The sequence below is a fragment of the Amycolatopsis thailandensis genome (assembly GCF_042723255.1).
In the GTDB taxonomy this organism is placed as follows: domain Bacteria; phylum Actinomycetota; class Actinomycetes; order Mycobacteriales; family Pseudonocardiaceae; genus Amycolatopsis; species Amycolatopsis thailandensis.
In genome coordinates, this window is record NZ_JBHXJK010000031.1 from 55,489 (window position 1) to 77,822 (window position 22,334).

Sequence of the window (22,334 nt, forward strand, 5' to 3'; positions counted from 1 at the left end):
TCGATCAAGCGTCTCGCTTGGTGATGGCGGCGAGTCCGGCCCAGATCGCCACCGTCACCCACACCGCCATCGCGATGAGCGCTCCCAGCGGCGAGAGAGACGTTTCCGTCGCCGCCCCGCTGAGCTGGCCCGCCAGTTCCGAGGGCAGGACCGAGGCGATCCGCCAGCCCCAGGGCGCGGGCAGCAGCATCCGCGGCACCATCGGGAGGGCGAAGAGCAGCACCGCCATGGTGACCAGGGTTCCGGCGGTGGACTTGATCAACGTAGCGAGGCCGAACGCGATCAGGGCGACGACCATCATGAGCAGGCCCTCGGCCAGTACCACCGGCAGCCCGATGGCCACCGACGTCAGCGACCCGATCGGCCGGTCGCCGATCAGCAGCCTGCTCGCGAAGAACGTCGCGACCGCGATCACCTCACCCGCGACCAGGGTGATCGCCGCGACGAGCAGGCCCTTGGCCAGCACGAGTTTCCGCCGCACGGGGACGGCGACGAGGCTGGTGCGGATCATTCCGGTGGAGTACTCGGAAGTGGCGGTCAGGATGCCGAACGTCATCAGGCACAGCTGCACGACGGTGAGGACGGAGGCGCCGTCACCGAGGCCTCCGAAATGGGAGCGTTCGTCCGGGGTGGCCGCGTCCCAGGCCCCGGCGGAGACGAGGGCCATCAGGCCGCCGACGAGAACGGCCGCGGCCGAGAAAGCGAGCAGGGCGCGAGTCGAGCGGACCGATCTCGCCTTGATGGTCTCCGAAGCGATGACGTCGATCACGAGGTCGTCCTTCCCGCGCGGTACTCGATGCTGTCGTCGGTGAGTTTGAGATAGGCGTCTTCGAGGGAGTCGCTGCGCGGCGTGAGCTCGTGCACGGCGATCCGGTGCCGTACGGCGATGTCGCCGATGCTCACGGCGCGAGGCCTTGTGCGGCAAGGCTTCCGTCGGGCTGCCGGGTGACGGTCGCGCCCGCCGACCGCAGCAGGCGGGTCAGCTCGGCATCGTTCGGCGTGCGCACCAGCACGTCGCGCCGGAACCGCTCCGCGAGTTCGGCGATCGAGGCCTCCGCGATCAGCCTGCCTCGCCCGATGACCACGATGTGGTCGGCGGTGAGTTCCATTTCGCTCATGAGGTGGCTGGAGACGAGGACGGTCCTGCCTTCGGCCGCCAGGGAGTGCATGAGGTCGCGGATCCAGCGGATGCCTTCCGGATCGAGCCCGTTGACCGGTTCGTCGAACAGGAAGACGCCGGGGTCGCCGAGCAGGGCCGCCGCGATCCCGAGCCGTTGTTTCATGCCGAGGGAGAAGCCGCCGATCCGCTTGTCGGCCACATTGGCGAGGCCGACCCGGTCCAGCACCGCGCGCACGCGTGCCTTGCCGATGCCGTTGCTGCGGGCCAGGCAGTACAGGTGGTCGAAGGCGACGCGTCCGCCGTGGACGGCGGAGGCGTCCAGCAGCGCGCCCACCTGGTGCAAGGGGCGATCGATGGCCGCGTAGCGCCGCCCGTTGATCAACGCGTCACCGGAGGTCGGGGTGTCCAGGCCGAGAACGGCCCGCAAGGTGGTCGATTTGCCCGCGCCGTTGGGGCCGAGGAACCCGGTCACGCAGCCGGGCGCGACCTGGAAGGACAGGTTGTCCACGGCGACCGTCGGGCCGTAGCGTTTGGTCAGTTCCCTGAGCTCGATCATGACGGAAATGCTGTCGCGTCATCGTGCTCGGCGAATCAGACCGAAGGTTCAAATCGCCGGTGCGCCCACGGTCCTACTCGCCCCGGCGTCGCGGTGCGGTCGTCAGCTCTGAGGATGAGCCCGAGCCGATGCCTGACACAGGGCTCGCACGTCGCGAAAGCCACTTTCAGGACATCTGACGTCCCGAAAGTGGCTTTCACGGCGGTGCCTGGGAACTACTGCGAGCGCAGGACCCAGACGTCGTTGGCGTTCACCGCGACGAGGTCCGCGTCGCCGTCTCCGTCGACGTCGGCCGTGAGGGTCTCCTTCGTGCCGGAGAAGGAGCCCGCGTACCACGTTTCCGGTGCGGAGTAGCTCGAACCGGTGGAGCGCATCACCTGCACGTCGGTGTCGTTGACGGCGATGAGGTCCGCGTCTCCGTCGGCGTCGATGTCCGCGGTGAGGGTTTTCTTGGTGCCGTAGAACGGCGTCGTCGACCACGACACCGGGGTGTCGAACCAGCGGTTCGCGTTGCCTGCCACGACCCGCGTGCCGCCCTGGTCGACGAGGATGAAGTCGGCCTTGCCGTCACCGGTCGCGTCCGCCGCCAGGGTCGCCTTCCCGCCACGGATGGGCGGCGCCCACGCGACCAGGGGCAGCGTCTTGGTGCCGTCCGATCTCGCGGCCAGGGTGGCCACGTCGAACAGGCCGATGATGTCGGTGTCCCCGTCGCCGTCCAGATCCGCGGCCAGGTTCCCGAAATCGCCGGCGATGTAGTTGTTCAGCCACTGTGTGGGCGTCCCGAAGCGTTCCACGCCGTAGTAGTCGGTGATCGACCTCGCCACGAAGATGCCTTGCGGTGTCGAGGGCGTGGGCCGCCGGACGGCGATGGCGTCGGCGCGGCCGTCGTTGTCCATGTCGCCGACGAAGTTGGCGTTGCCGTTGAAGCCGCTGCTCAGGAAGTTGCCGGCACCCCAGTTCTGCTGTGGCTGGAAGGCGGTGCCGTTCGACCGCATCACGTAGCATCCGTACAGATAGGTGTTGTAGCTGACCAGGTCGTCCTTGCCATCGCCGTCGACGTCGCCCGCCATGACCGCGACCTGCGCCGTGAACGGTCCGGCGGACCACTGTTCCGGTACGCCGGAGGCCGCCGCCGGCGGAGCGAGGGTCAGGGTGAGCAGTCCGGCCACACCGGCCATCACCAAAGCACGCATCACGTCCCCTTCGTGTCGGCTTGCACTACTCAAGTCGTGAGAAGCCGGGAAACGTTACCAAGGCGCGGGTTGACCTCCAGCTAACTTGAGATTTTAGGGTTTTTTCATGACAGTGCAGCTGAATCACACGATCATCCACGCCACCGACCGGGCCGCGACGGCGGACTTCCTGGTCTCGGTCCTCGGACTGCCCGAACCCGCCGAATTCGGCCCGTTCCTGGTGGTCCAGACCGACAACGGGGTCTCGCTCGATGTCATGCACGACGAAGGGGAGTTCTCCAGGCAGCATTACGCGTTCCTGGTCGAGGAGGACGAGTTCGACACGATCTTCGGGCGGATCCGCGAAGGAGGGCTGCCGTACTGGGCGGGGCCGAGGCACTACCGGCCCGGCGAGATCAACACCAACGACGGCGGCCGAGGGGTCTACTTCGACGATCCCGACGGTCACGTACTGGAGATCCTCACCCGCCCGTACGGATCCGGGGACTCCTGAGGGGCGCGTTCCCCACGGCGATCGGCACCAGGGCAACCATCCCGACCGCTCCGCGGTCGCGGGTGCTCTAGGGTCGTCCCATGAGGCGGCGGACCGGATGGGCGATCGCCGGGGCGATGGCCCTCGGCTGGGGAGAATGGTTGAACCGGCGTTGGTCCCGCACTCTCGTGAGGGAAGGCCAGGGCGGCTCCGAGGCGGTTGTCGTGCTGGGGTACCGGAACCCCCAGGCGACGGCGAACTTCGTCAATCGCTGGCGAGTCCGGGCGGGCCTTCGCTCGGTCGCCACCGGGAACTGGCGGGACACGTTCGTGATCTTCAGCGGCGGCTCGACCAGCGGCGGCGAGTCCGAGGCCCGGTTGATGGCCGACTACGCGAAGTCCGCGCTCGGGTTCGACGGCATAGTCGTTCTCGAAGAGCAAAGCAGATCGACGTGGGAGAACGTCACGAACGTGATTCCCCTGCTGGAAAGCGTCGACCGCGTCAAGATCGCCTCCCAGCCGGCTCACGCGCTCAAAGCCCGTGCGTACTTGCGCCGGCAGCGCCCTGATCTCGCCGAAAGGCTCGTGCCCGCGGAAGACTACCGTCCCGGAGAGTGGCTGTTCGCCAAACCGCTTTTGGCTCTGTATGGACTGTGGACGCTCCGCCGCCTCGCAGGCGAGCCCGGCCTGTCAACGACAGGCCGGGCTCGTTCCCGCCTGAGCGCTAGGAGAGCTGCTCGTTGTAATCGGGCAGCTTGAAGCCCTTCTCGTAGTTGCCACCGGTGAAGTCACCGGGACGGTTCCCGACGTTGGCGATGATCGTGTACCCGGCGGCGGCGTATTCCTTGCGGCAGCGCTGTTTCGTGTCGGTCGCGTGGGACTCCGAGCTCTTCCGGACGCAGACGCGGTCCACCGGGTAGCCGGCGTCGACGAGCGCCTCTTTGGCGCTGCTCGCGCTGCTGCGGTAGCTGGCCACCAGCACCGAGACGCCCTTTTCCTTGGCGTGCTTGATGAAAGCGAGCACGTCCGCGGTCGGCTCGCCGGGGTGGTAGTAGGTCTCGAGCGCGGTGTTGTCGATGTCGGTGACGACCGCCAGTTTCGTGCCGCCCTTGGCGATCCGCTGGTCGAGGTAGCTAGTGCCGCCCTGCATGGCCGTGTGCACGTCGGACAGCCAGGTCCGGTAACTCGGCACCGAGCTCGCGGAAGCCGACGGCGCCGCGACGCCGAGCATCGCTCCGGCGAGGGCGGCGACGGCCAGAGCACGTGCAGTCCTGCTGTTCACTGTGGACCTTCTTTCCTCGCGGTAGGCCTTTCGCACAAGGAACTGTGCGCCTCGAACCTAACCGGACGTCTCTGCGCGGGAAACCTTCGGCGGAAGAATCCGTAAACAGAGAAACGCTATTCCCAGCTCCACTGGAGACCGTGAACCCCGGGGGCCGCGTTCCGCCGCGACACGTGGACGGTGTGGCTCGCGTCGGGGCGTACGGCGATCCACCCGCTGGTCCGGTTTTCGGGCGTGCGGGTCCGCCAAGTCCGGCACACGACCGGCTCCGCGTCACGGGTGAAGACGACCTGACCGTGGTAATGAGCCACGGATTCCGCGATCCTGCGATGGTGATGCTCGGCGACGATCGGGCGTGGGTATTCCTGGACGAAGCCGATGGCGAGCCGTTCGCCGCGTCGCAAGGTCTTGTCCAGCACCAGTTCCGTCAGCGAGAAGCCCTCTTCGTCGAGCGTGAGCACCGTGCCCGGACGGCAACGGTCGCCTTCCACCACCAGTGGCGGCGGAACGCCCGGTTTGCTTCTGGCGGCGAGAATCATCGTGTTCGTCCCGTCCTTCCGGGCCTCGACGAGTTCCCGGACCACGATCCGGCCGGCGCGCCGATCCGGTCGCACATGGAACGTTTCGCGCAGATCGAGCTTGCGGACCGGATTCATCAGGCTGTCCTGGAACTCTTCGAGCAGCGGCGGCAGGAAGGCCGGATGCCCCCACGCCCGATGCAGGCGTTGGAACGGTACGGCGGAACGCACGCCGCGACCGCGCGGGCGGGGAGAGCCGAGCAGCCGGCGCAGGGAGCCGGCTTCCAGCGCGAGCACCTCTTCCAGGATTTCCACGGCCCGAAGCGATTCCTCCCGCTCCGGCACGCTTCGGCCGTTCTGCCAATGGCTCAGCGTCATCGTGCTCACCGAGGCACCCCGGGCATGGAGCCGGTAACGCAACTGCCGGAGGCTGAGGCGGCGGGTCTGCACCGCCATCGACAACGCACGGCAGAACGGGCCGGTCCGCAGTGCCTCGGCGAACTCGTCGGCTGGGGTCATGGCTCACCTCGCCGCGACAGTGTGCGGCGAAAGCCGCCACCACACCACCGCCCTTCGCCGGGTTGACAGCGTCGTGCGCGGTTGATCAACCACGCCGCGGCCGGTGCCCCGATGAGGGCTTCGGCCGGGTCCGCGGCTTCTTCCTGAGCCAGCGGACGGGGTAGTGGCTCCCGGGGCTGGCCGCGACCACGAGCCGATGCGCCCCAGCGGGCACGGACAATCCCACCAGACGCGGAACCTTGACTCCCGTGGACGCCACCTCCCGGTTCGACTAGCCCTCGGAACAGACCTCGGGAAGGCGGCGTGCCCATGCCGATTGCGGTCTCCGCGGCAAGAGGGCTATGTTCACGGCGTCCGATATCTGGTCACTGGTGTCCGGTTATCGTGCGACTGGTCACCCGTCGGTCCGAGGAGGAGTGAGAATGTCCGACCTGCCCACCCCGGACGAGGCGAATGTCGTGAAATCCGGGCCCGCGGTGAGCCGTTCGGCGTTCCGGCGGGTGCTGGCGGGCAGCACCGCCGGTGCCGTGCTGGAGTGGTACGACTTCGCGCTCTACGGCATCCTCGCCGCGACCGTGCTCGGGCCACTGTTCTTCCCGGGCGGAAACGCCGTCGCCCAGTTGCTGCTGGCTCTCGCCACCCAGGGGCTCGGGTTCGTCGCGCGCCCGATCGGCGGCATCGTCTTCGGGCATCTCGGTGACCGCGTCGGCCGCAAACCCATGCTGGTCGTGACGTTCCTGCTGCTCGGCCTGTCCACTTCGGCCATCGGGCTGCTGCCCACGTACGCGCAGGCGGGTATCGGAGCGACGATCTCGCTGGTCGTCTTGCGCCTGGTCCAGGGCTTCGCGCTCGGTGGCGAGTTCGGGGCGGCCGTGCTGATGGTGAGCGAGTACGGGAGCCCTCGCCGCCGGGGGTTCTGGGCCGCCTGGCCGCAGGCGGGGGCCCCGCTCGGCACCGTGCTGGCGACCGGGGTGGTGAGCGTGCTGACCCTCGTGCTGTCCGGCGGGCAGTTCACGCAGTGGGGCTGGCGCATCGGATTCCTGCTCGCCGTTCCGCTGCTGGTCGTCGGCTTCTGGATCCGCCGCCGCATCGACGAATCACCCGTGTTCCAGCAGGCGCGTTCGCGCGCCGTCGCGGCCGAGCAGGCGCGGTCGAGCATCCTGGAGACCCTCGCTCACCCGGGGCCGGTCCTGCGTGGCCTCGGCGTACGGCTGGGCGAGAACGTCGCGTTCTACGTGTACACCGTTTTCGTGGTGGCTTACGCCACGACTTCGTTCGGGTACACCAAATCCGACGTCCTCCTCGCGGTGACCTTCGGATCGTTGCTGCAGTTCGCGGGGATGCTGACTGGTGGACACTGGTCCGACGTGGTCGGACGGCGGATCGCGATGCTGGTCCCGGCCGCGGGCCTGGCGCTGTGGGCGCCGTTGTTCTTCCTCATGGTCCAGTCGGAGAGCCTGCCCCTGCTCTACATCGGCGTGGGCGTCGGCGCGGCGTTGCACGGTCTCCTCGCCGGTCCCGAGGCGGCTTGGATCGCGGAACTCTTCCCGACTCATCGCCGCTTCGCCGGAGCTTCCCTGGTCTTCCAGGGTTCGTCGATCATCGCGGGCGCGCCGGCTCCCTTCATCGCCGTCTGGCTCGTCGAGAACCACGGGACCACCGCCGTCGTGCTGTACCTCGTCGTCACCATCGCGGTCACCCTCGTGGCCTTGTTCTTCAGCGCCGAAACCAGGGGCGCGGACTTCGACGCCGAGCGGGTTTAGCCGTGTAAATCGGTTGTATACATCGCTTTGGCAGCCTGGGCTCATGTCCGACACCATTTCCGGGGACGCCCGGGCGCTGGCCCTGCCGAACCTGCTGCGGGGCGCGATCGAGTCCGCGCGGGACGAAGCCGACGAACTCGGCCGTCTGCCCGGTCACCTGATCGCCGAACTCCGCGACGCCGGCGCCTTCAGCCTGTTCACCCCCGCCGAGTACGGCGGACTGGAGGTGTCGCTCACCACCGCGCTGACCGTTTACGAGCGGCTGGGCCGGATCGACACCTCCGTCGCCTGGGTCGTGTGGAACGCCAACTTCGGTTTCACCGCGGCGATGCTCGGCGAGGCCGGCGCGGCGAAGGTCTGGGCCGGTGGCCGGGAACCGGTGCTGGCGAACGCGGGCCAGCCGGGCAAGGCCGTCGTGGTGGACGGCGGATACCGGCTTTCCGGACAGTGGAGCATCGTCAGCGGGATCGAGGCGGCCGAGTGGTTCGTCCCGCTCGGCGTCGTGATGGACGGCGGGCAGCCCGCGACGGGCAAACCGGACGTGCGCCTGTTCCACGTCGGCCAGGAGCAGTTGAAGATCGAGCACACCTGGGACGTCAGCGGCATGCGCGCCACCGGCAGCCATCGGGTGGTGATCGAGGACGCGTTCGTCCCGGCCGAGTTGACCGCGAACATCGACGAACCGCTGCGGCTGGACCGGCCCACCTACCGGCTCAACCCCATCCTGCTGGTCTTCGGCGGCTGCACCGCCGTCGCGCTCGGCGCGGTCGAGGAGGCCATCGAGGAACTGGTCGCGCTCGCACCCGGCAAGACGACCCCGTTCGGCGGCCTGCTCGCCGAACAGCCGCATGTCCAGGAAACGCTGGCCCGCCACGAGGCCGCGGTCCGCGCCGCGCGCCTGTTCCTGTTCGACGTGGCCAGGCGGATCGACGAGACCGCCGAACGCGGCGAGCGGACCACCGTCGCCCTGCACGCCGATCTGCATTCGGCGATGGCCCACGCTGCCGCCGTCGGCAGGGATGCTCTGGTCGCGATGTACCGGTTGGGCAGCTCCACCTCGCTCTACCGGGGCAACGCTCTCGAACGGCTGTACCGCGACGGGATGGTCGCGCTGCAACATGTCAACCAGGCTCCGGAGTTCTTCGGCGGTTCGGGACGCGTCCGGCTGGGGCTGGAGCCCGGTTTGCCGCTGTTCTGACCGGCGGGCGAACGTGGCGTGTTCTGTCGCTCGCCCGCACGCCGACCTCGGGTGTCGCGGTCCGGCGGGATGTTCCCAATGTCGCATTTGTGTCGCTGAGCGTCTCACCTGCGACATTGGGAACCGGGAACGGGTGAACTGCCAGACCGCGTGCCTTGGCTCGGCGCGGTCCGGCGGGCACCGACATCATCGCGAGACAGGAGGCGATCACACCGCTCGGAAGGCTGACGACGGCGGAGGAAGCCGCCGCGGCGGCGGTGTGGCTCTGCTCGGACGCCGCCTCGTTCGTCACCGGGATCGCGTTGTCGGTCGACGGCGGTCGCCTGGCCTGATCGCCGACGTACACGCCGTGCGTCGTTCAACGCTAGTGGCGGCCGAAATCGGGAAATACCCTTGCTCTCGCAAGTGAGTGAAACCCATTGGAGGGCTGGATGACGGATAGTGCGGAGTCGATCGAGTCGATGCGGCAGCTCGCCGCGGTCTGGCGCCGGATGGTGCTGGACCGCGAACCGGCCGCGGACGTACGGGACCTTCCCGGTATCGCGGTGCGCTGGGCGGACTGCGGCTTCGTTTTCTGGAATTGCCTCACACTGACCGAAACCGGTGTGAACAAGGTTCTGCTGGAACGCCGGCTGCACGAGGCCGCCGGGATCATGCGGGCGAAGCGGCGGAGTGGCTTCCTCTGGCTGTTCGAAGACCTCCTGGCTCCGGACGCCTTCGCGGAGCTGGACGCGGCGACGGAGCGTGCCGGGCTCAGCTTCGCGTTTCCCGGCACCGGCATGGCCGGGGATCTCCTTCCCCTGCCGGAACCGGCGCATCCGGAGCTGATCTTCCGGCGTGTCCAGACCGATGAGCAGCTGGAGGCGTACGCCGATCTCAACTCCCGGGCCTACGGATTCCCGCTCGAAGACGGCCGTGACGGGATCGGTGGCTCCAGCCTGTGGAAAGCCGACGTGCACGCCTATCTCGGGGTGAAGGATGGCGAGCCGGTCACCTGCGCGGCCGCGGTGGAACAGGACGGCCGCTTGTTCGTGATCCTGGTCGCGACCGCGCCGGGATTCGAACGCCGTGGTTTCGGAGAGGCGGTCACCCGCAAGGCGCTTTACGAGGGAGCGAGGGCCACAGGGCTCAAGCGTGCCGTCTTGCACGCCACTGTCGCGGGCGCGCCCGTGTATCCGCGGATCGGTTTCCGGCCCAATTCGGCGATCCGTTTCCTGACCGTGGCGAGCTGAGCCCGGGCGCGCGGATAGGGTTCCCATTTCTGTACTTGCAGGTACAAAAAATGGCTCCTACTCTCGTTCGAGTACGAGGTGATCGGGCGGGAACGCGGGATCACGAATTCTCGATTCGACGCCGATCTGCTCGGCGTGACGATAGACAAGAGGAATTTGCGATGCGTGCTGTAGTGGTGGAAGAGTTCGGTGGTCCCGAGGTGCTGAAAACGCGTGACCGGCCGGATCCGGTCCCGGGGACGGGTGAACTGCTCGTGGACATCGAGTTCGCCGGTGTCAATTTCATGGACACCGGATCCCGGGTCGGATACGGCTTGCCCAAGGGGCTTCCGTTCATTCCCGGGGTGGAGGGCGCGGGCAGGGTCGCGGCGATCGGCGCGGGTGTCACCGATTTCGCCGTCGGTGACCGCGTCGCGTGGGTCTACGCCTACGGCAGCTACGCCGAGCGGCTGGCGATCGCGGCCGACCAGGTCGTCCCGGTTCCCGACGAAGTGCCCGGTGACGTCGCCGCCGCGATCATGATGCAAGGGCTCACCGCGCATCACTTCGTGACGGAGGTCGCCCCGCTGGAAAAGGGCCAGGTCGCCTTGGTCCACTCCGCCGCGGGCGGGGTCGGCCGGATGGTCACCCAGCTGCTGAAACTGCGCGGAGCGCACGTGATCGGCCTGGTGTCGCAGGAGGAGAAGGTGCCGGTCGCCCTGGCGGCGGGTGTGGACGACGTGCTCGTCTCGACCGGTGGCGCCTTCGCCGAGCGGGTCAAGGAGCTCACCGGCGGCGAGGGAGTGCACGCGGTCTTCGACGGCGGAGGCGCCGCCACCTTCGACTCCTCCGTCGAGGTGCTGCGCCGGTCGGGCACGCTCGTCTACTACGGCCCGCTGATCGGCGACATCCCCCAGGTGCGGCTGACGGACCTGCCCAAGAGCATCAAGGTCTCCTACGCCGTGTTCGCCGACCACGTCCACACGCCCGAGTTGCTGCGCGAACACGCCGGCGCCTTGTTCGGGATGCTCGGCGAGGGGAAGTTGAAGGTCGAGATCACGAAGCGCTACTCGCTGAGTGAAGCGGGACAGGCGCATGTGGACATCGAGTCGCGGCGTACTTCCGGGAAGCTGCTGTTGGACCCGGGTCGCTGACCGATTCTGTCGATCGGCTGTCGATGATCCCGCCGGTCTTGAGTAATCGCCGATATTGCGCTATTCGCTCCGTGTTTGTTCGAGCGAATGTTTCGAATGAACCGCTGAGCGGGAAAACGAACCATTCCTCGGCCGGTCATCCGGATGTTAGGATTTCGTCGTCGTCCATCGAGCGTGGGGAAAATAATGCGTTCCGGAAAAACTGTCCTTTCGTTCCTGCTGGCTTCGCTTGCCGTTGTGGCGGGTGGTCAATTCTCCTCCGCCGCGGCGAGTGGCGCGATCCAGCTCTACTCCGGCGTCGCCTACACGGGATCGTCCGTGAGCGTCCCGGCGCAGCCTCGATCCTGCGCGGAAGCACCTTTCGCCGTCCGCTCCGTCACGAATCTCACCGATATGGACCTTTTCCTCTTCAAGGAGCCTGGTTGCCAGGGCGGCGCGTACGCCGTCACTTCCCTGCATCAGTCCGCGAACACGCTGGTGCCCTACCGGTCCTACCTCGTGAAATAGCCCGGAAGGCGAGCGACGGCCCGCGGAGTCCGTTTGACATGCTGCCGGTGTGACCACCACGGAAACCCAGCCTGTTCAGGCGTCCGCGGGCCAGGGGAGAGGCCTGGTCCTGGTGTGCCTGGCCGGCGTGCTCTGGGGCACGATCGGCCCGGCCATCCCGGTCGTCCACGTCGCTTCGGGCCTTTCGCCGCTGGCCATCGGCGGGTACCGCGCCTTCTTCGCCGTTGTCGTCCTGGTGATCGCCGCCGCCGCGATGCGGCGGTCGCGCGACTGCGTGCGGCTCGGCCGGCGGCATTGGCGGCGCGTGACCGCGGTCGGGGTTTCGACGGCGATCTTCCAGCTGTTCTTCTTCGTGGCCGTCCTGTGGACCGGGGTGAGCATCACCACCGTGGTGTGTCTCGGGTTCGCGCCGGTGCTGTTGCTGATCACCGGCAGCGTCCGGCGCCGCCGCAGGCCTTCCGCCGGCCAGTTCCTCACGGTCACGGTCGCGGTGACAGGGCTTCTGCTGGTCAGCGTCGTCGGCAGCCCTGACGGCGAATCGCCGTACCCGGTTCTAGGGGTGTTCGCCGCACTGGTGTCCGGGGCCGCTTACGCCTTCTCCGCCGAAGCCGCCGCGCCGCTGTCCTTACGGCTCGACACGCTGACCATGACCACGACGACCACCTGCGTCGCCGCGATGGTCCTCGTGCCCGCCGGACTGGTCGTGCCGTTGGCGAGCGGCGGCGGGATCTGGACCGCCGACCTCGGATCGTGGGCACTGATCGGCTATCTCGGGGCCGTGACGATGGCGCTCGCCTACGCGCTGCTGTTCACCGGCCTGCGGACCACCCCCAGCGGCGCGGCGGTGGTGGCGACTCTGCTGGAGCCGGTCACCGCCGTCGTGATCGCCGTCGTCTTCCTGGGGGAGCGGCTGACGGTGGCCGGCGTCGTGGGTGTCGTGCTGATCATGGCCGCGATCGGCAGCCTGGGACGGCACTCGAAGGAACCGGCGCCGCAGTGATCTCCCCGGAGAAGCAGCCGCTGCCGTCGCCTCACGGGTCCGGACGCGCTTTCCACGATGGCGGCGAATCCGGTCCGGATAGGAAAAACCCGTGTGAAACGGGCGCAGCCGGGTAAGCCACGGATATGCGTGCACTGGTGATCAGCTGGGCGAGCTTCCGGCACGGCGAGGCGACCGCCGGGGATGTGCTCGCCATGCGTGAGGTCGGCGGGGTCCTGTCCACCATCGGGCTGCCGCACGATCTGGCGTGGAGCCCCGCCCACCGTCCTGGCGAGTTGAGCTACGAGGAGGTGGATCCGGCGAGGTACAGCCACGTCGTGTTCGTCTGCGGACCCGCTCACGGCCGGCAGTTGCGGGAGGTACACCGGCGGTTCGCCCACTGCCGCCGGATCGCCGTCGGCGTCTCCGTGATCGACCCCGCCGACGACGCGGTCACCGGGTTCGACCGAGTGTTCGCCCGCGATCACGACGGAATCGGCACCCCCGACCTCTCCCTCGGCGCGACGACCGACGAAGTGCTGGTCACCGGGGTGATCCTGGCGCCAGGACAAGGCGAATACGGAGCGGCGGGCCGTCACACGGAAGTCCACACCTCGCTGACCGAATGGATCGCCGGCGTCGACTGCGCCAGGATCCCGCTCGACATGCGGCTCGCTTCCGCCGACTGGCAGCGGTGCGAGACACCCGATCAGTTCACCTCGATCCTGTCGCATCTCGACGTCGTGGTCACGACGCGGCTGCACGGTCTGGTGCTGGGCCTCCGGGCGGGGGTTCCGGTGCTGGCCGTGGACCCGGTCGACGGCGGGGGAGAGGTCAGCGCGCAGGCCGACGCTCTCGGCTGGCCTGCGCTGGTTTCGGCGGCGGAGAGCGGCGACACGAAGATCCTCGACTCCTGGTGGCGCTGGTGTTCTTCGATTCAGGGGAGGTCGGTGGCCGCTCTCCGCGCGCTGCCGACGGGCGACGGCCTCGTGCGGGATCTGGTCGAGACGCTCAAGAGCGGGCCGGTGCGATGACCGGGACCGGTCACACGTCGAGGTGATGTGCGACGGGCGGCTGTTCGACGCTGTCCGGGAACCGACCTAGGCCGGAAGGGCGGCGGTGGCGTACATGGCCAATCGCTCGGCGAGGTCTTCGCAAGCCGGGAGCGGGGAATCGTCTTCGTCCCCCATGTATTCCCCCGCGTAGGCATCTCGGGTGAAGGTGGCCACCACCCGGGGCGAAGGAAGGATCTCGGCACCCAGGCGGTCGACCACCATGAGGTCCTCCCGGCTGTCTGTTTCGAGAGCAAGGGCCCACCCGGTGCGTTCGCTCCACACCAAGGCCACGTCGCATCCGGGATGACCGGGCAGCCGCCGGTCCAAGGCGATGTACGCCCCGCCCGTCGGATCGAGCTGGACGTAGTAGGCGTTCCCGCTCAGCCTCAGCTCCTCGATCACGAGCTTCACGTAACGGTGCAATCCCCGGACCACCGCTTCACCGACTTCCGATTCCATGCTCTTCGCCCCTTGCCGTCTCGTCGCGACGCGGCGCCGACTGCTTGACGCGGTAACGGGAATCGTCCCGTCCGAGCGCAGTATGACCCGTGGAAGACCGGTTCAAACCCGGAATGTCGCGCTGCCGGGTCCCGGCGGGTCTGTCACGGTGAGGACATGACCACACCCGGACCAGAGCCAGAAGACGCGCCAGGCTTGGAACCCGGCGGTTCCGTTCGTCCCGGCGACACCCCACCGGACGCCGGGCAGACATCCGGTCTGTCGCATCCGCAGCCGATCCCTTCGCGCAAGCCCGCCGTCATCGCCCTCATCGTGATCGGGATCCTCGTCGTGGGGGTCGCCGGGTTCTTCGTCCTCCGGGCGCTGGATCTGCTCTGATCGGTGGATTCGGTCCTGAGTGCTCAGCCGGATTGCGGATCGGTGTCGTCGTGCGGGTCGCCGGAGGACGGTCCTTGCTCACCGCGGATTTCCTCGCGTTCGGACGGCTCCGTCTAGGCGGTGGTGAGCCAAATAAGGCATGGTCGATCCTGTCGCGCCCGAGTGTCAGAACGCTCAGAAATCCACGCAGTCGCGGCCACAACGACCCGACACCTTCGCCTTACCCGGCAGGAAACTCGATCACGCCGTATTCGTCTCGCCTCTCGATAGGCCATGTCAACCCGCGTCCGGCCGGTCACAGTGGACGTTTGGCGTCGCACGACCGGGGTAGCCCTGAACATGACCGCGATCACCGACATCTCCGCCGAGCGACGGCACGAGGAACCGGAGGTGATCCGTGCCGGCCGGCCGTAGGACCCGCGTGCGGATCGAGCCCGGTGGGCCCCTGCTGGTGGAGGGGCCCGTCGAGATCGTCACGCCGGACGGCGAAACGGTGGAGTCCGACCGGTTCGTCGTCGCGCTCTGCGCGTGCCGCCGCAGCAAGCGCTACCCGTTCTGCGACACCAGCCACCGCCGCCGGTCACGGCAAGGGGCGCAACGGCCGGAGGAGTGAGGTCCGACCGGCGGACCAGGCACCGAGGAGGTGCTCGGTCAGCCGGTCTTCCAGCAGGCCGGTGGCCTGGATGCCCAGGGCGATGTCCGCGGCCAGCTCCGGCTCCCGTTCCAGCAGATCTCCGACGACGTCGTGCCGCAGCACCTGCTCGTGCACGGCGTCGGCCTCGATGTGTTCGGTGTAGAAGTAGCGGCATTCGGCCGCTCCGCCCAGCCGTCGCAACGCCTCGTCCATCCGCCGGGCCGGCGGAGCGGTGGTGATCTCGGAAAAGGCGAAGTGCCCGACGAGCGCTCCCCGGAGACTCCGGTGCAGTCCGAACAGCGACATCATGTTGACCGTCGCCAGCGTACAGGCCGGAACGTGGTCGAGGTAGGCGAGGTAGCCCGGCGAAAGACCGGCTCCGGTCAGCAGGTCGGCGAACAGCCGTGAATGGGCCTGATCGGCCCGTCCGCCGCCGTACTCGTCGAATTCGACGGCCACCAGCGCGGCCTTGGCCCGCCCGCGCAGCCGCGGGATCACCCACGCGTGCGGATCGGCCTCCTTGAGGTGGTAGATCGACCGGTGGGCGAAGTACTCCTCGACGTGCCACCACTCGCCTTCGTCACGGAGGAAGTGCGAGACGCCTTCGCCGTCGACCGGTTCGACCAACAGCTCGTCGAGCAGGGTCTCGACGTCGTCCCCGCCGGGCACGGCGACGCGGATCCCGTCGAGGAAGGCGCGCTCCAGCGCGGCCCGGAAACCGAGCAGCCGCGGATCCCATTCCCAGCCGTCGTCCACTCCGGCGAAGCCCTGGTAGTGGAGTTCATAGCAAACGTGCAACGCCAGTTGGAGGTCTTCACCGAACGGGTCGGCGCCGAGGACGGTGTCCAAGTCGAAGTCGTCGCGGCGGCCACCCGCCAGCGTGTCCACCACGGCGGCGGAAAGCGGGCCGCGGATCTCGGGCAGCGTCGCGGCCACCGTTCGGTCGATCGTCGTCATACGAGCGGAGTACCCGATCTACGGGTGCGGAACCGTTTCCTCGGTCAGCATCCGCAACACCGCGACGTCGCCGTCGGCGGAGGCCCGGCGCTGTCTTTCCGCGCCGGTGCCTTCGCGCTCCAGCCGATCGAGCAGCGTGCGCACCAGATCGCTGTCCCCGGTCTCTTCCAGTGCCTCCCGGACGTGCCCCAGCAGCGAGGCCATCCGGTCGGTGGCGGGCACGGGTTTGCCTGTCACCGGATCGACGGCGGGGCCGCTGAGCCCGTACCGGGCGGCCGACCAGACGGCGGCGGCCGCGACCTGCGGGTCCAGCGGCGTGGCCGTCACGCCGTGGTCTAGGTCGTCGAGCGCGGTGATCACCAGCGCGCGGGTCAGCAGTCCTTGCAGGACGGCTTCGTCCACAGTGGACGCTGTGTCGGCGGCGCGGACTTCGACCGTCGGCCACTGAGAGGAGGGCCTGGCGAGCCAGAACGTCTGGTTCTCGTCGACCAGGACGCCGCAATCCATCAGGCGATCGACCTGCCGGTCGTAGTCGGCCGCGTCGGCGAAATGGGGCGGGAGACCGGAACCGGGAAAGCGGCTCTGCTCCACCATGCGCCAGCTGTCGTATCCGGTGTCACGACCGCCCTCGAACGGGGAGTTAGCCGACAGCGCCAGCAGGATCGGCAGCCATTCGGACAGATGGTTCACGACACCGATCGCGGTCTCCCGGTCGGAGACGCCGACGTGCACGTGACATCCACAGGCTTCGCAGGCCTTGACGACACCGGCGTACAGCGTGTCGACTTCACCGAACCGGTCGTCCGTGCCGTACTCACGATCGGGTGAAGGCCGGAGCGGAGTGCCGGAGGCGATGATGGCGCAGTCCTCTCCGGCCGCCGCCTCGGCGATCGAACGCCGTCCCGCCGTCAGGTGCTCGTACAGCTCGTCGGCGGTGCCACAAATGCCCGAGACGGACTCGATCTGCGTCGGCCGCGGCTCGCGGTGCACGGCGGCGCCTTCCGGCAGGGGGCAGCAGATCCGCTGCCGTTCGATCACGGCCTCGGCACGCGGGCAGCTCACCCCCGTTCTCGGGTCGACCAGCAGGAACTCCTCCTCGACCCCGATGCCGACCATCACCGCGCGCCTTTCTTCGGCAGCGCGCGCACAGCCGGGCCCTGGATCACCGAACCGTCGAGGCCGAACCTCGAACCGTGACAGGGACAGTCCCAGGTCTTTTCCGCGTTGTTGAACGCCACCAGGCAGCCGAGATGGGTGCAATGGGCGCCGACGGCGTGCAGTTCGCCGCCGTCGTCGCGATAGGCGGCGACGAGTTCGCCGCCGTCCCGGGTCACCTTGGCCTCGCCGGGCGCGAGCTCGTCCAGCGAAGCGGGTTTCCGCAACGCGCTGAGGTGGTCGCCGACCAGGAACTTGGCCACGGTGGCGTTGTTCTCCACGGTGGAGAGCGCGGAGCGGAGGTCGAACCGGTTCGGGTCGTACAGATCCGCCGAGGGGTTGTCCCGGCCGGTCAGGAGGTCCGCCAGCAGCAGCCCCGCGGCGGTCCCGCCGGTCATGCCCCACTGTCCGAAACCGGTGGCGACCCAGAGATGACGGCTCGCCGGATGGTAGCGCCCCACGTAGGGCGCGGAGTCCACTGTGGACAGATCATGCGCGGACCAGCGGTGCGTCACCCGCCGCACCCCGGCGTGCGTACCCGCCCATGAGGCCAAACGCTCGTATCGGCTCTCGACGTCGACGGAATCGCCGACGCGGTAGTGCTCGCCACCCACGATCGTGTAGGGGACGCCTTCGTTGAGGTAACTCCGCACCGAGTGGTGGGTGTCGGCGTCGAGGAACATTCCCTGTGGGGCAGGGTTTCCTTCGATCGGGCCGGCGACCACCAGGTCTCGTACCGGATCGAGCCGGGCGAAGTACAGGCCCCGGTCGAAGACGGGATAGTGCGTCGCGACCACGACTTCGCCTGCTCGTACCTCACCGCCGCTGGTTCGTACCCTCGTTCCGCCGAGTTCGTCGACACCCTCGGCGCGGACGCCTTCCACGATCTTCCCACCCGCTTTCTCGATCTCGTCGGCGAGAGCGAGCAACCAGCGACGCGGGTGGAAATGGGCCTGTGAAGCGAACTTGACCGCGCCGATCGCCGGGACGTCGAGGTCCACGTCGGTGACGTAGGTGGCGGGCAGCCCGGCCTCGGCAGCCGCTTCCGCTTCTCGCTCAAGGCTCTCCACGGTCTCGGGCTTGGTCGTGTAGACGAAGCTGTCGGCACGCGTGAAACCGCAGTCGACGCCGAGCTCGGCCGCCGCGGCAGCGATCCAGTCCAGGGCGGCTGCCTGGCTGTACGCATACGTCGCGGCGGCCTCGGTGCCCTTGGTCTTGGCCAAGAAGGCGTACTTCAGCCCGTGCTGGGTGCTGAGCTTGGCGGTGGTGTGCCCGGAGACGCCCGCCGCCAGCCGGCTCGCCTCCAGGACCAGGACCGATCGGCCCGCCCTCGCGAGCCGATAGGCCGTGGTGAGTCCCGCGATGCCGCCGCCCAGGACGGCGACGTGGACCTCCGGAGGCAGTGGTGTGCCGGTCCGGTCGGGTGCGGGAGCGGTGTCGAGCCACAGGGAACGTGTGCCGGGCAACTCCGTCATGACCGGCGGATTCCCGGCTGTCCCAGAGGACAAACCAGCGCCGGCCGGGTTTTCCTGTTCACTCGAACGGGTAGCCGTCGGCCATGAACACAGCCCCCAGGTCCCCGGAGAAGAAGAACATCTTCGTGATCGGCCTCGACGAGGGCAACGAAGAGGTACTGAGACGCGTGCCGGGCGCGGAGCGGTACCTCTTCCACCCCTTGTTGTCGATCGAGGAACTCCAGCACGGTGAGATCCGGATCGTCGAACTCATGGAGAAAGCACAGGCGGTACTGGACGCCTTCGACGGCTCCATCGACGCGATCGTCGGCTACTGGGACTTCCCGGCCTCGACGATGGTGGCGATGTTGTGCGAAAAGTACGGCTTGCCCGGTGTATCGCTCGAAGCCGTGCTCAAGTGCGAGCACAAGTACTGGAGCCGCCTCGAACAGTCGAAGGTCATCGACGAGGTGCCCGCGTTCGGCATCGTCGATCTGGACGACGAGAGCCCTCGGCCACCCGAGGGAGTCGGCTACCCCATGTGGCTCAAGCCGGTGAAGTCGTTCTCGTCCGAACTGGCCTTCCGTGTCGCCGACGAGGCCGAGTTCGACAAGGCCGTCGTCGAGATCCGGGAAGGCGTCGGCAGGGTCGGCGATCCCTTCGATCTGGTCCTCGGCAAGGTCAGGCTCCCCACGGAGGTGGCCGACGTGGGTGGAGCCGCCTGCCTCGCGGAGAGTGAGCTCAGCGGAGTCCAGGCCGCGACCGAAGGTTACGTCCACAATGGACGCATAACCGTGTACGGCGCGCTCGACTCGATCAACTACGACGGCTCACCGTGCTTCGAAAGGCATCAGTACCCGTCGCAGCTGCCCGACGACACGATCCGGCGGATGAAAGAGGTCTCGGTCCGCGTGATGGAGCGGATCGGCTTCGACAACGCCACGTTCAGCATCGAGTTCTTCTGCCATCCCGAATCCGGTCAGGTCTGCCTGCTGGAGATCAACCCACGGCATTCACAGTCGCACGCCGAACTTTTCGAGTACGTGGACGGTTCGTCCAACCATCAGCTCATGGTGCGGCTGGCGCTCGGAGAGGATCCCGGCGAACGGCGGCGCGGCGGCGACTACCGGATCGCGGGAAAGTGGTACTTCCGCCGTTTCGAGGACGGGTTCGTCACCCGGGTTCCCACCCGCGCGGAGATCGCCACCCTGCGCGAAGAGATCCCGGGGGTGAAGATCGAAGTGGTTGCGAAGGAAGGCATCCGGCTTTCGGAACTGCCCGAACAGGACAGCTACAGCTACGAACTCGCCCACCTCTACGTCGCCGCGCAGACCGAACGGGAGATGAAGGCCAAATACCGCCGGTGCGTGGAAGCGCTGCGGTTCGAATTCGAGGAGGGATAGCGCATGCGGACGGTGGCTTCGCTGCCGTACGAGATCACCGGGGAAGACCATGTCTGGATCCCGATGTCCGACGGCGTCCGGCTCTCGGCGAGGATCTGGCGCCCGGTCGCTTCCGACACCGAGGCGGTTCCGGCGATCCTGGAGTACATCCCGTACCGGCACCGTGACCTGACCTCGGTCCGGGACTCGGTCCACCACCCCTATCTCGCGGGGCACGGTTACGCCTGCGTCCGCGTGGACATCCGCGGTTCGGGCGAATCCGAAGGTGTGCTCGCCGACGAGTACCTGGAACGGGAGCAGCAGGACGCGGAAGAAGTCCTGGAGTGGATCGCGGGGCAGCCGTGGTGCACCGGGCGGACCGGGATGATGGGGATCTCGTGGGGCGGGTTCGCCGCCCTGCAAGTGGCCGCGCGCAAGCCGCACGGTCTGGCCGCGATCGCGATCTCCTCCTTCACCGACGACAGGTACGCCGACGACATGCACTACATGGGCGGCTGCCTGCTGTCGGACAACGTCGCCGAAGCGTCCACGATGTTCGCCTATGCCGCCTTGCCGCCCGATCCGGCGCTGGCGGGGGAGCGCTGGCGCGAGCTGTGGCACGAACGGCTGGAGAACTGCACTCTCTGGGCGGGCGAATGGCTGAGCCACCAGCGCCGCGACGACTACTGGCGGCACGCGTCGGTCTGCGAGAACTACAGCGACGTCCAGGTGCCGGTGCTCGCCTCCAGCGGTTGGGCGGACGGCTACTCGAACGCCGTTTCCCGTCTCCTGGCCAACTTGGACGTGCCGCGCCGCGGGCTCATCGGGCCGTGGTCGCACAAGTACCCGCATCTGGGGCGACCGGGGCCCGCCATCGGCTATCTGCAGGAACTCGTCCGCTGGTGGGATCACTGGCTCAAGGACGTCGACAACGGCGTGATGGACGGGCCGATGCTCCAGACCTGGATGCAGGACAGCGTCCCGCCTTCGACCTCCTATGAGGACAGGCCCGGCCGCTGGGTGGGCGAGCCGTCGTGGCCCTCACCGCATGTGCACCCGTCCGAGCATCGCTTGGCGCGGTACCGGATCGCCCGTCCCGGTGAGGAGGTCCCGGCGGAGAACCTGCGGGTGGAGTCCCCGTTGTCCGTCGGCCAGTTCGCCGGGAAGTGGGCGTCCTACAGCGCGCCGCCCGATCTGCCGTACGACCAGCGTGAAGAGGACGGCGGTTCGCTCGTGTTCGACACCGACGAACTGACCGAGCCGTGCGAGATCCTCGGGTCGCCGGTGGTGGATCTGGAGGTCTCCGCGGACAAACCGGTGGCGCAGGTCGCCGTCCGGCTGTCGGACGTCGCGCCGGACGGCCGGGCCACCCGCGTGACCTACGGACTGCTGAACCTGACCCATCGCGACGGGCACGACGAGCCGGAGCCCTTGGAACCGGGCGAGCGCTATCGGGTGCGGGTCGAGCTCAACGCGGTCGCGCAGGCTTTCCCTGCCGGGCACCGGATCCGGCTGTCGATTTCGTCGTCGTACTGGCCGCTGGCGTGGCCGCCGCCGGAAGCGGCGATGGTGACCGTCCACACCGGACAGAGCACGCTCACCCTGCCGGTCCGGCCGATCGCCGAGGCGGACGAGGTCCCGGCACGGCCGTTCGGCGAGCCCGAAGGCGCGGAACCGGTGCCCGCGACGCAGATCGAGCCGGGGGAGCAGCGGTGGACCGTCTCGCGCGACCTGATCGACTACCGGTCGGCGCTCGAGATCGTGAAGAACGAGGGCAAGGTCCGGTTCGACGACATCGACCTGGAAGTCACCAGGAACGTGTTCGAGACCTATTCGTGGAAGGCCGACGACTTCTGCTCCCCGGTGGCGGAGACCGCGTGGTCGATGACCTTCGCGCGCGGTGACTGGGAAGCCAGGTCCGAAACCCGCACCCGGGTGTCCTGCACCCCCACCGAGTTCGTGATCGACGCACAGCTCGACGGCTACGAAGGAGAGCGAAGGAGGTTCTCCCGCAATTGGCATCGGACGGTTCCCCGTGACCAGGTCTAGGACCGGCTTCGCGCCAGCATCACCGCCGGTCGGCGCCCGTCGGTCCGTGAAGGCCTCCTTCACTACCTTGAGGGTCAGGGGTTCGGCGACGTCGCATGAGGGGGTCGTGGTGGCGTTTCGGGTTCTAGCGGACTCGTATTTGTTTACCCGCTGGTGCGACTGGCGGTCGTGTGTGGAGGATTGGGGACGTTCGACGTCCTGAATCCTCCACGCTCGGCCTCGTCTCGGTGCCGAGTGGAGCTTGTGCCGGACGGCGGTGTGGTCGACGGGGGAAGATTCCGGCCGTTGAACGTCCGGAATCTTCCCCCGTCACGTCGTCTGCCACAGCACGAGACCGGCA

Annotated in this window: 22 protein-coding genes and 1 pseudogene; 14 read left to right on the forward strand and 9 right to left on the reverse strand. The window is 68.1% G+C overall.

Going from position 1 to position 22,334, the window contains the following annotated elements; genetic code table 11:
• Positions 1-4 precede the first annotated feature (4 nt).
• The 3 genes and pseudogenes from ACFWMR_RS15165 to ACFWMR_RS15175 all read right to left on the reverse strand — a co-directional run bounded on the left by ACFWMR_RS15165 (position 5) and on the right by ACFWMR_RS15175 (position 2,869).
• Positions 5-769, reverse strand: coding sequence for an ABC transporter permease (locus ACFWMR_RS15165; RefSeq protein WP_378378779.1), 765 nt, complete (start codon positions 767-769; stop codon positions 5-7).
• Positions 766-1,676: pseudogene (locus ACFWMR_RS15170) on the reverse strand (ABC transporter ATP-binding protein). The gene ACFWMR_RS15165 and the pseudogene ACFWMR_RS15170 overlap by 4 nt, the downstream one beginning before the upstream one ends.
• 215 nt (positions 1,677-1,891) lie before the next feature.
• Positions 1,892-2,869, reverse strand: a complete 978-nt coding sequence (locus tag ACFWMR_RS15175) for an FG-GAP repeat domain-containing protein (RefSeq protein WP_093933395.1) — start codon at positions 2,867-2,869, stop codon at positions 1,892-1,894.
• 106 nt (positions 2,870-2,975) lie between these two features.
• Here ACFWMR_RS15175 and ACFWMR_RS15180 point away from each other — a divergent pair, with 106 nt between their 5' ends.
• Positions 2,976-3,362, forward strand: a complete 387-nt coding sequence (locus ACFWMR_RS15180) for a VOC family protein (RefSeq protein WP_093933394.1) — start codon at positions 2,976-2,978, stop codon at positions 3,360-3,362.
• Between the two features lie 80 nt (positions 3,363-3,442).
• On the forward strand, positions 3,443-4,099 hold the full coding sequence (locus ACFWMR_RS15185; RefSeq protein ID WP_378378780.1) for a YdcF family protein: 657 nt from the start codon (positions 3,443-3,445) through the stop codon (positions 4,097-4,099).
• Here the strand turns inward: ACFWMR_RS15185 and ACFWMR_RS15190 are convergent.
• A complete protein-coding gene (locus ACFWMR_RS15190) occupies positions 4,065-4,622 on the reverse strand; it encodes an HAD family acid phosphatase (protein WP_378378781.1) in 558 nt (185 codons plus the stop codon). The genes ACFWMR_RS15185 and ACFWMR_RS15190 overlap by 35 nt on opposite strands.
• A gap of 116 nt (positions 4,623-4,738) precedes the next feature.
• Positions 4,739-5,659, reverse strand: coding sequence for a hypothetical protein (locus tag ACFWMR_RS15195; protein WP_378378782.1), 921 nt, complete (start codon positions 5,657-5,659; stop codon positions 4,739-4,741).
• 422 nt (positions 5,660-6,081) lie between these two features.
• Here ACFWMR_RS15195 and ACFWMR_RS15200 point away from each other — a divergent pair, with 422 nt between their 5' ends.
• The 8 genes from ACFWMR_RS15200 (at position 6,082) to ACFWMR_RS15235 (ending at position 13,505) form a co-directional block, all read left to right on the forward strand.
• A complete protein-coding gene (locus ACFWMR_RS15200) occupies positions 6,082-7,422 on the forward strand; it encodes an MFS transporter (protein WP_378378783.1) in 1,341 nt (446 codons plus the stop codon).
• Between the two features lie 43 nt (positions 7,423-7,465).
• Positions 7,466-8,620, forward strand: coding sequence for an acyl-CoA dehydrogenase family protein (locus ACFWMR_RS15205; protein WP_378378784.1), 1,155 nt, complete (start codon positions 7,466-7,468; stop codon positions 8,618-8,620).
• Positions 8,621-8,775: 155 nt separating this feature from the next.
• Entirely contained in the window at positions 8,776-8,952 is a 177-nt protein-coding gene (locus ACFWMR_RS15210; protein ID WP_378378785.1) for an SDR family oxidoreductase, read from the forward strand.
• A 99-nt stretch (positions 8,953-9,051) separates the two neighbouring features.
• The gene (locus ACFWMR_RS15215; RefSeq protein WP_378378786.1) at positions 9,052-9,852 is read left to right on the forward strand and encodes a GNAT family N-acetyltransferase; all 801 of its coding nucleotides are present in this window, start codon (positions 9,052-9,054) and stop codon (positions 9,850-9,852) included.
• A 161-nt stretch (positions 9,853-10,013) separates the two neighbouring features.
• Positions 10,014-10,985 (forward strand): quinone oxidoreductase family protein, encoded by a 972-nt coding sequence (locus tag ACFWMR_RS15220; protein ID WP_378378787.1) that lies wholly within the window; start codon positions 10,014-10,016, stop codon positions 10,983-10,985.
• Between the two features lie 186 nt (positions 10,986-11,171).
• Complete coding sequence (locus ACFWMR_RS15225) at positions 11,172-11,492, forward strand: hypothetical protein (RefSeq protein ID WP_378378788.1); 321 nt, start codon at positions 11,172-11,174, stop codon at positions 11,490-11,492.
• Between the two features lie 49 nt (positions 11,493-11,541).
• A complete protein-coding gene (locus ACFWMR_RS15230) occupies positions 11,542-12,492 on the forward strand; it encodes a DMT family transporter (protein WP_378378789.1) in 951 nt (316 codons plus the stop codon).
• A gap of 125 nt (positions 12,493-12,617) precedes the next feature.
• Complete coding sequence (locus tag ACFWMR_RS15235) at positions 12,618-13,505, forward strand: polysaccharide pyruvyl transferase family protein (RefSeq protein WP_378378790.1); 888 nt, start codon at positions 12,618-12,620, stop codon at positions 13,503-13,505.
• Positions 13,506-13,571: 66 nt separating this feature from the next.
• Here the strand turns inward: ACFWMR_RS15235 and ACFWMR_RS15240 are convergent, their stop codons facing one another.
• A complete protein-coding gene (locus ACFWMR_RS15240) occupies positions 13,572-13,985 on the reverse strand; it encodes a DUF6292 family protein (RefSeq protein ID WP_378378791.1) in 414 nt (137 codons plus the stop codon).
• A gap of 156 nt (positions 13,986-14,141) precedes the next feature.
• On the opposite strand from ACFWMR_RS15240, the gene ACFWMR_RS15245 reads away from it, so the two are divergent.
• Positions 14,142-14,363: a DUF6480 family protein gene (locus ACFWMR_RS15245; RefSeq protein ID WP_378378792.1), complete on the forward strand. Its 222-nt coding sequence runs from the start codon at positions 14,142-14,144 to the stop codon at positions 14,361-14,363.
• A 397-nt stretch (positions 14,364-14,760) separates the two neighbouring features.
• On the forward strand, positions 14,761-14,976 hold the full coding sequence (locus ACFWMR_RS15250; RefSeq protein ID WP_378378793.1) for a CDGSH iron-sulfur domain-containing protein: 216 nt from the start codon (positions 14,761-14,763) through the stop codon (positions 14,974-14,976).
• On the opposite strand, the gene ACFWMR_RS15255 is transcribed toward ACFWMR_RS15250, so the two are convergent.
• The 3 genes from ACFWMR_RS15255 to ACFWMR_RS15265 are packed head-to-tail and all read right to left on the reverse strand — an operon-like array spanning position 14,944 to position 18,584.
• Positions 14,944-15,954, reverse strand: a complete 1,011-nt coding sequence (locus tag ACFWMR_RS15255; RefSeq protein ID WP_378378794.1) for an iron-containing redox enzyme family protein — start codon at positions 15,952-15,954, stop codon at positions 14,944-14,946. The two genes, ACFWMR_RS15250 and ACFWMR_RS15255, sit on opposite strands and share 33 nt — an antisense overlap.
• A gap of 18 nt (positions 15,955-15,972) precedes the next feature.
• On the reverse strand, positions 15,973-17,070 hold the full coding sequence (locus ACFWMR_RS15260) for a carboxylate-amine ligase (RefSeq protein ID WP_378378795.1): 1,098 nt from the start codon (positions 17,068-17,070) through the stop codon (positions 15,973-15,975).
• Positions 17,070-18,584 (reverse strand): FAD-dependent oxidoreductase, encoded by a 1,515-nt coding sequence (locus ACFWMR_RS15265; RefSeq protein WP_378378796.1) that lies wholly within the window; start codon positions 18,582-18,584, stop codon positions 17,070-17,072. The genes ACFWMR_RS15260 and ACFWMR_RS15265 overlap by 1 nt, the downstream gene beginning before the upstream one ends.
• 83 nt (positions 18,585-18,667) lie before the next feature.
• Between ACFWMR_RS15265 and ACFWMR_RS15270 the strand changes: the two genes are divergently transcribed.
• The gene (locus ACFWMR_RS15270) at positions 18,668-19,966 is read left to right on the forward strand and encodes an ATP-grasp domain-containing protein (protein ID WP_378378797.1); all 1,299 of its coding nucleotides are present in this window, start codon (positions 18,668-18,670) and stop codon (positions 19,964-19,966) included.
• Between the two features lie 3 nt (positions 19,967-19,969).
• Positions 19,970-21,994: a CocE/NonD family hydrolase gene (locus ACFWMR_RS15275; protein WP_378378798.1), complete on the forward strand. Its 2,025-nt coding sequence runs from the start codon at positions 19,970-19,972 to the stop codon at positions 21,992-21,994.
• Positions 21,995-22,334 lie beyond the last annotated feature (340 nt).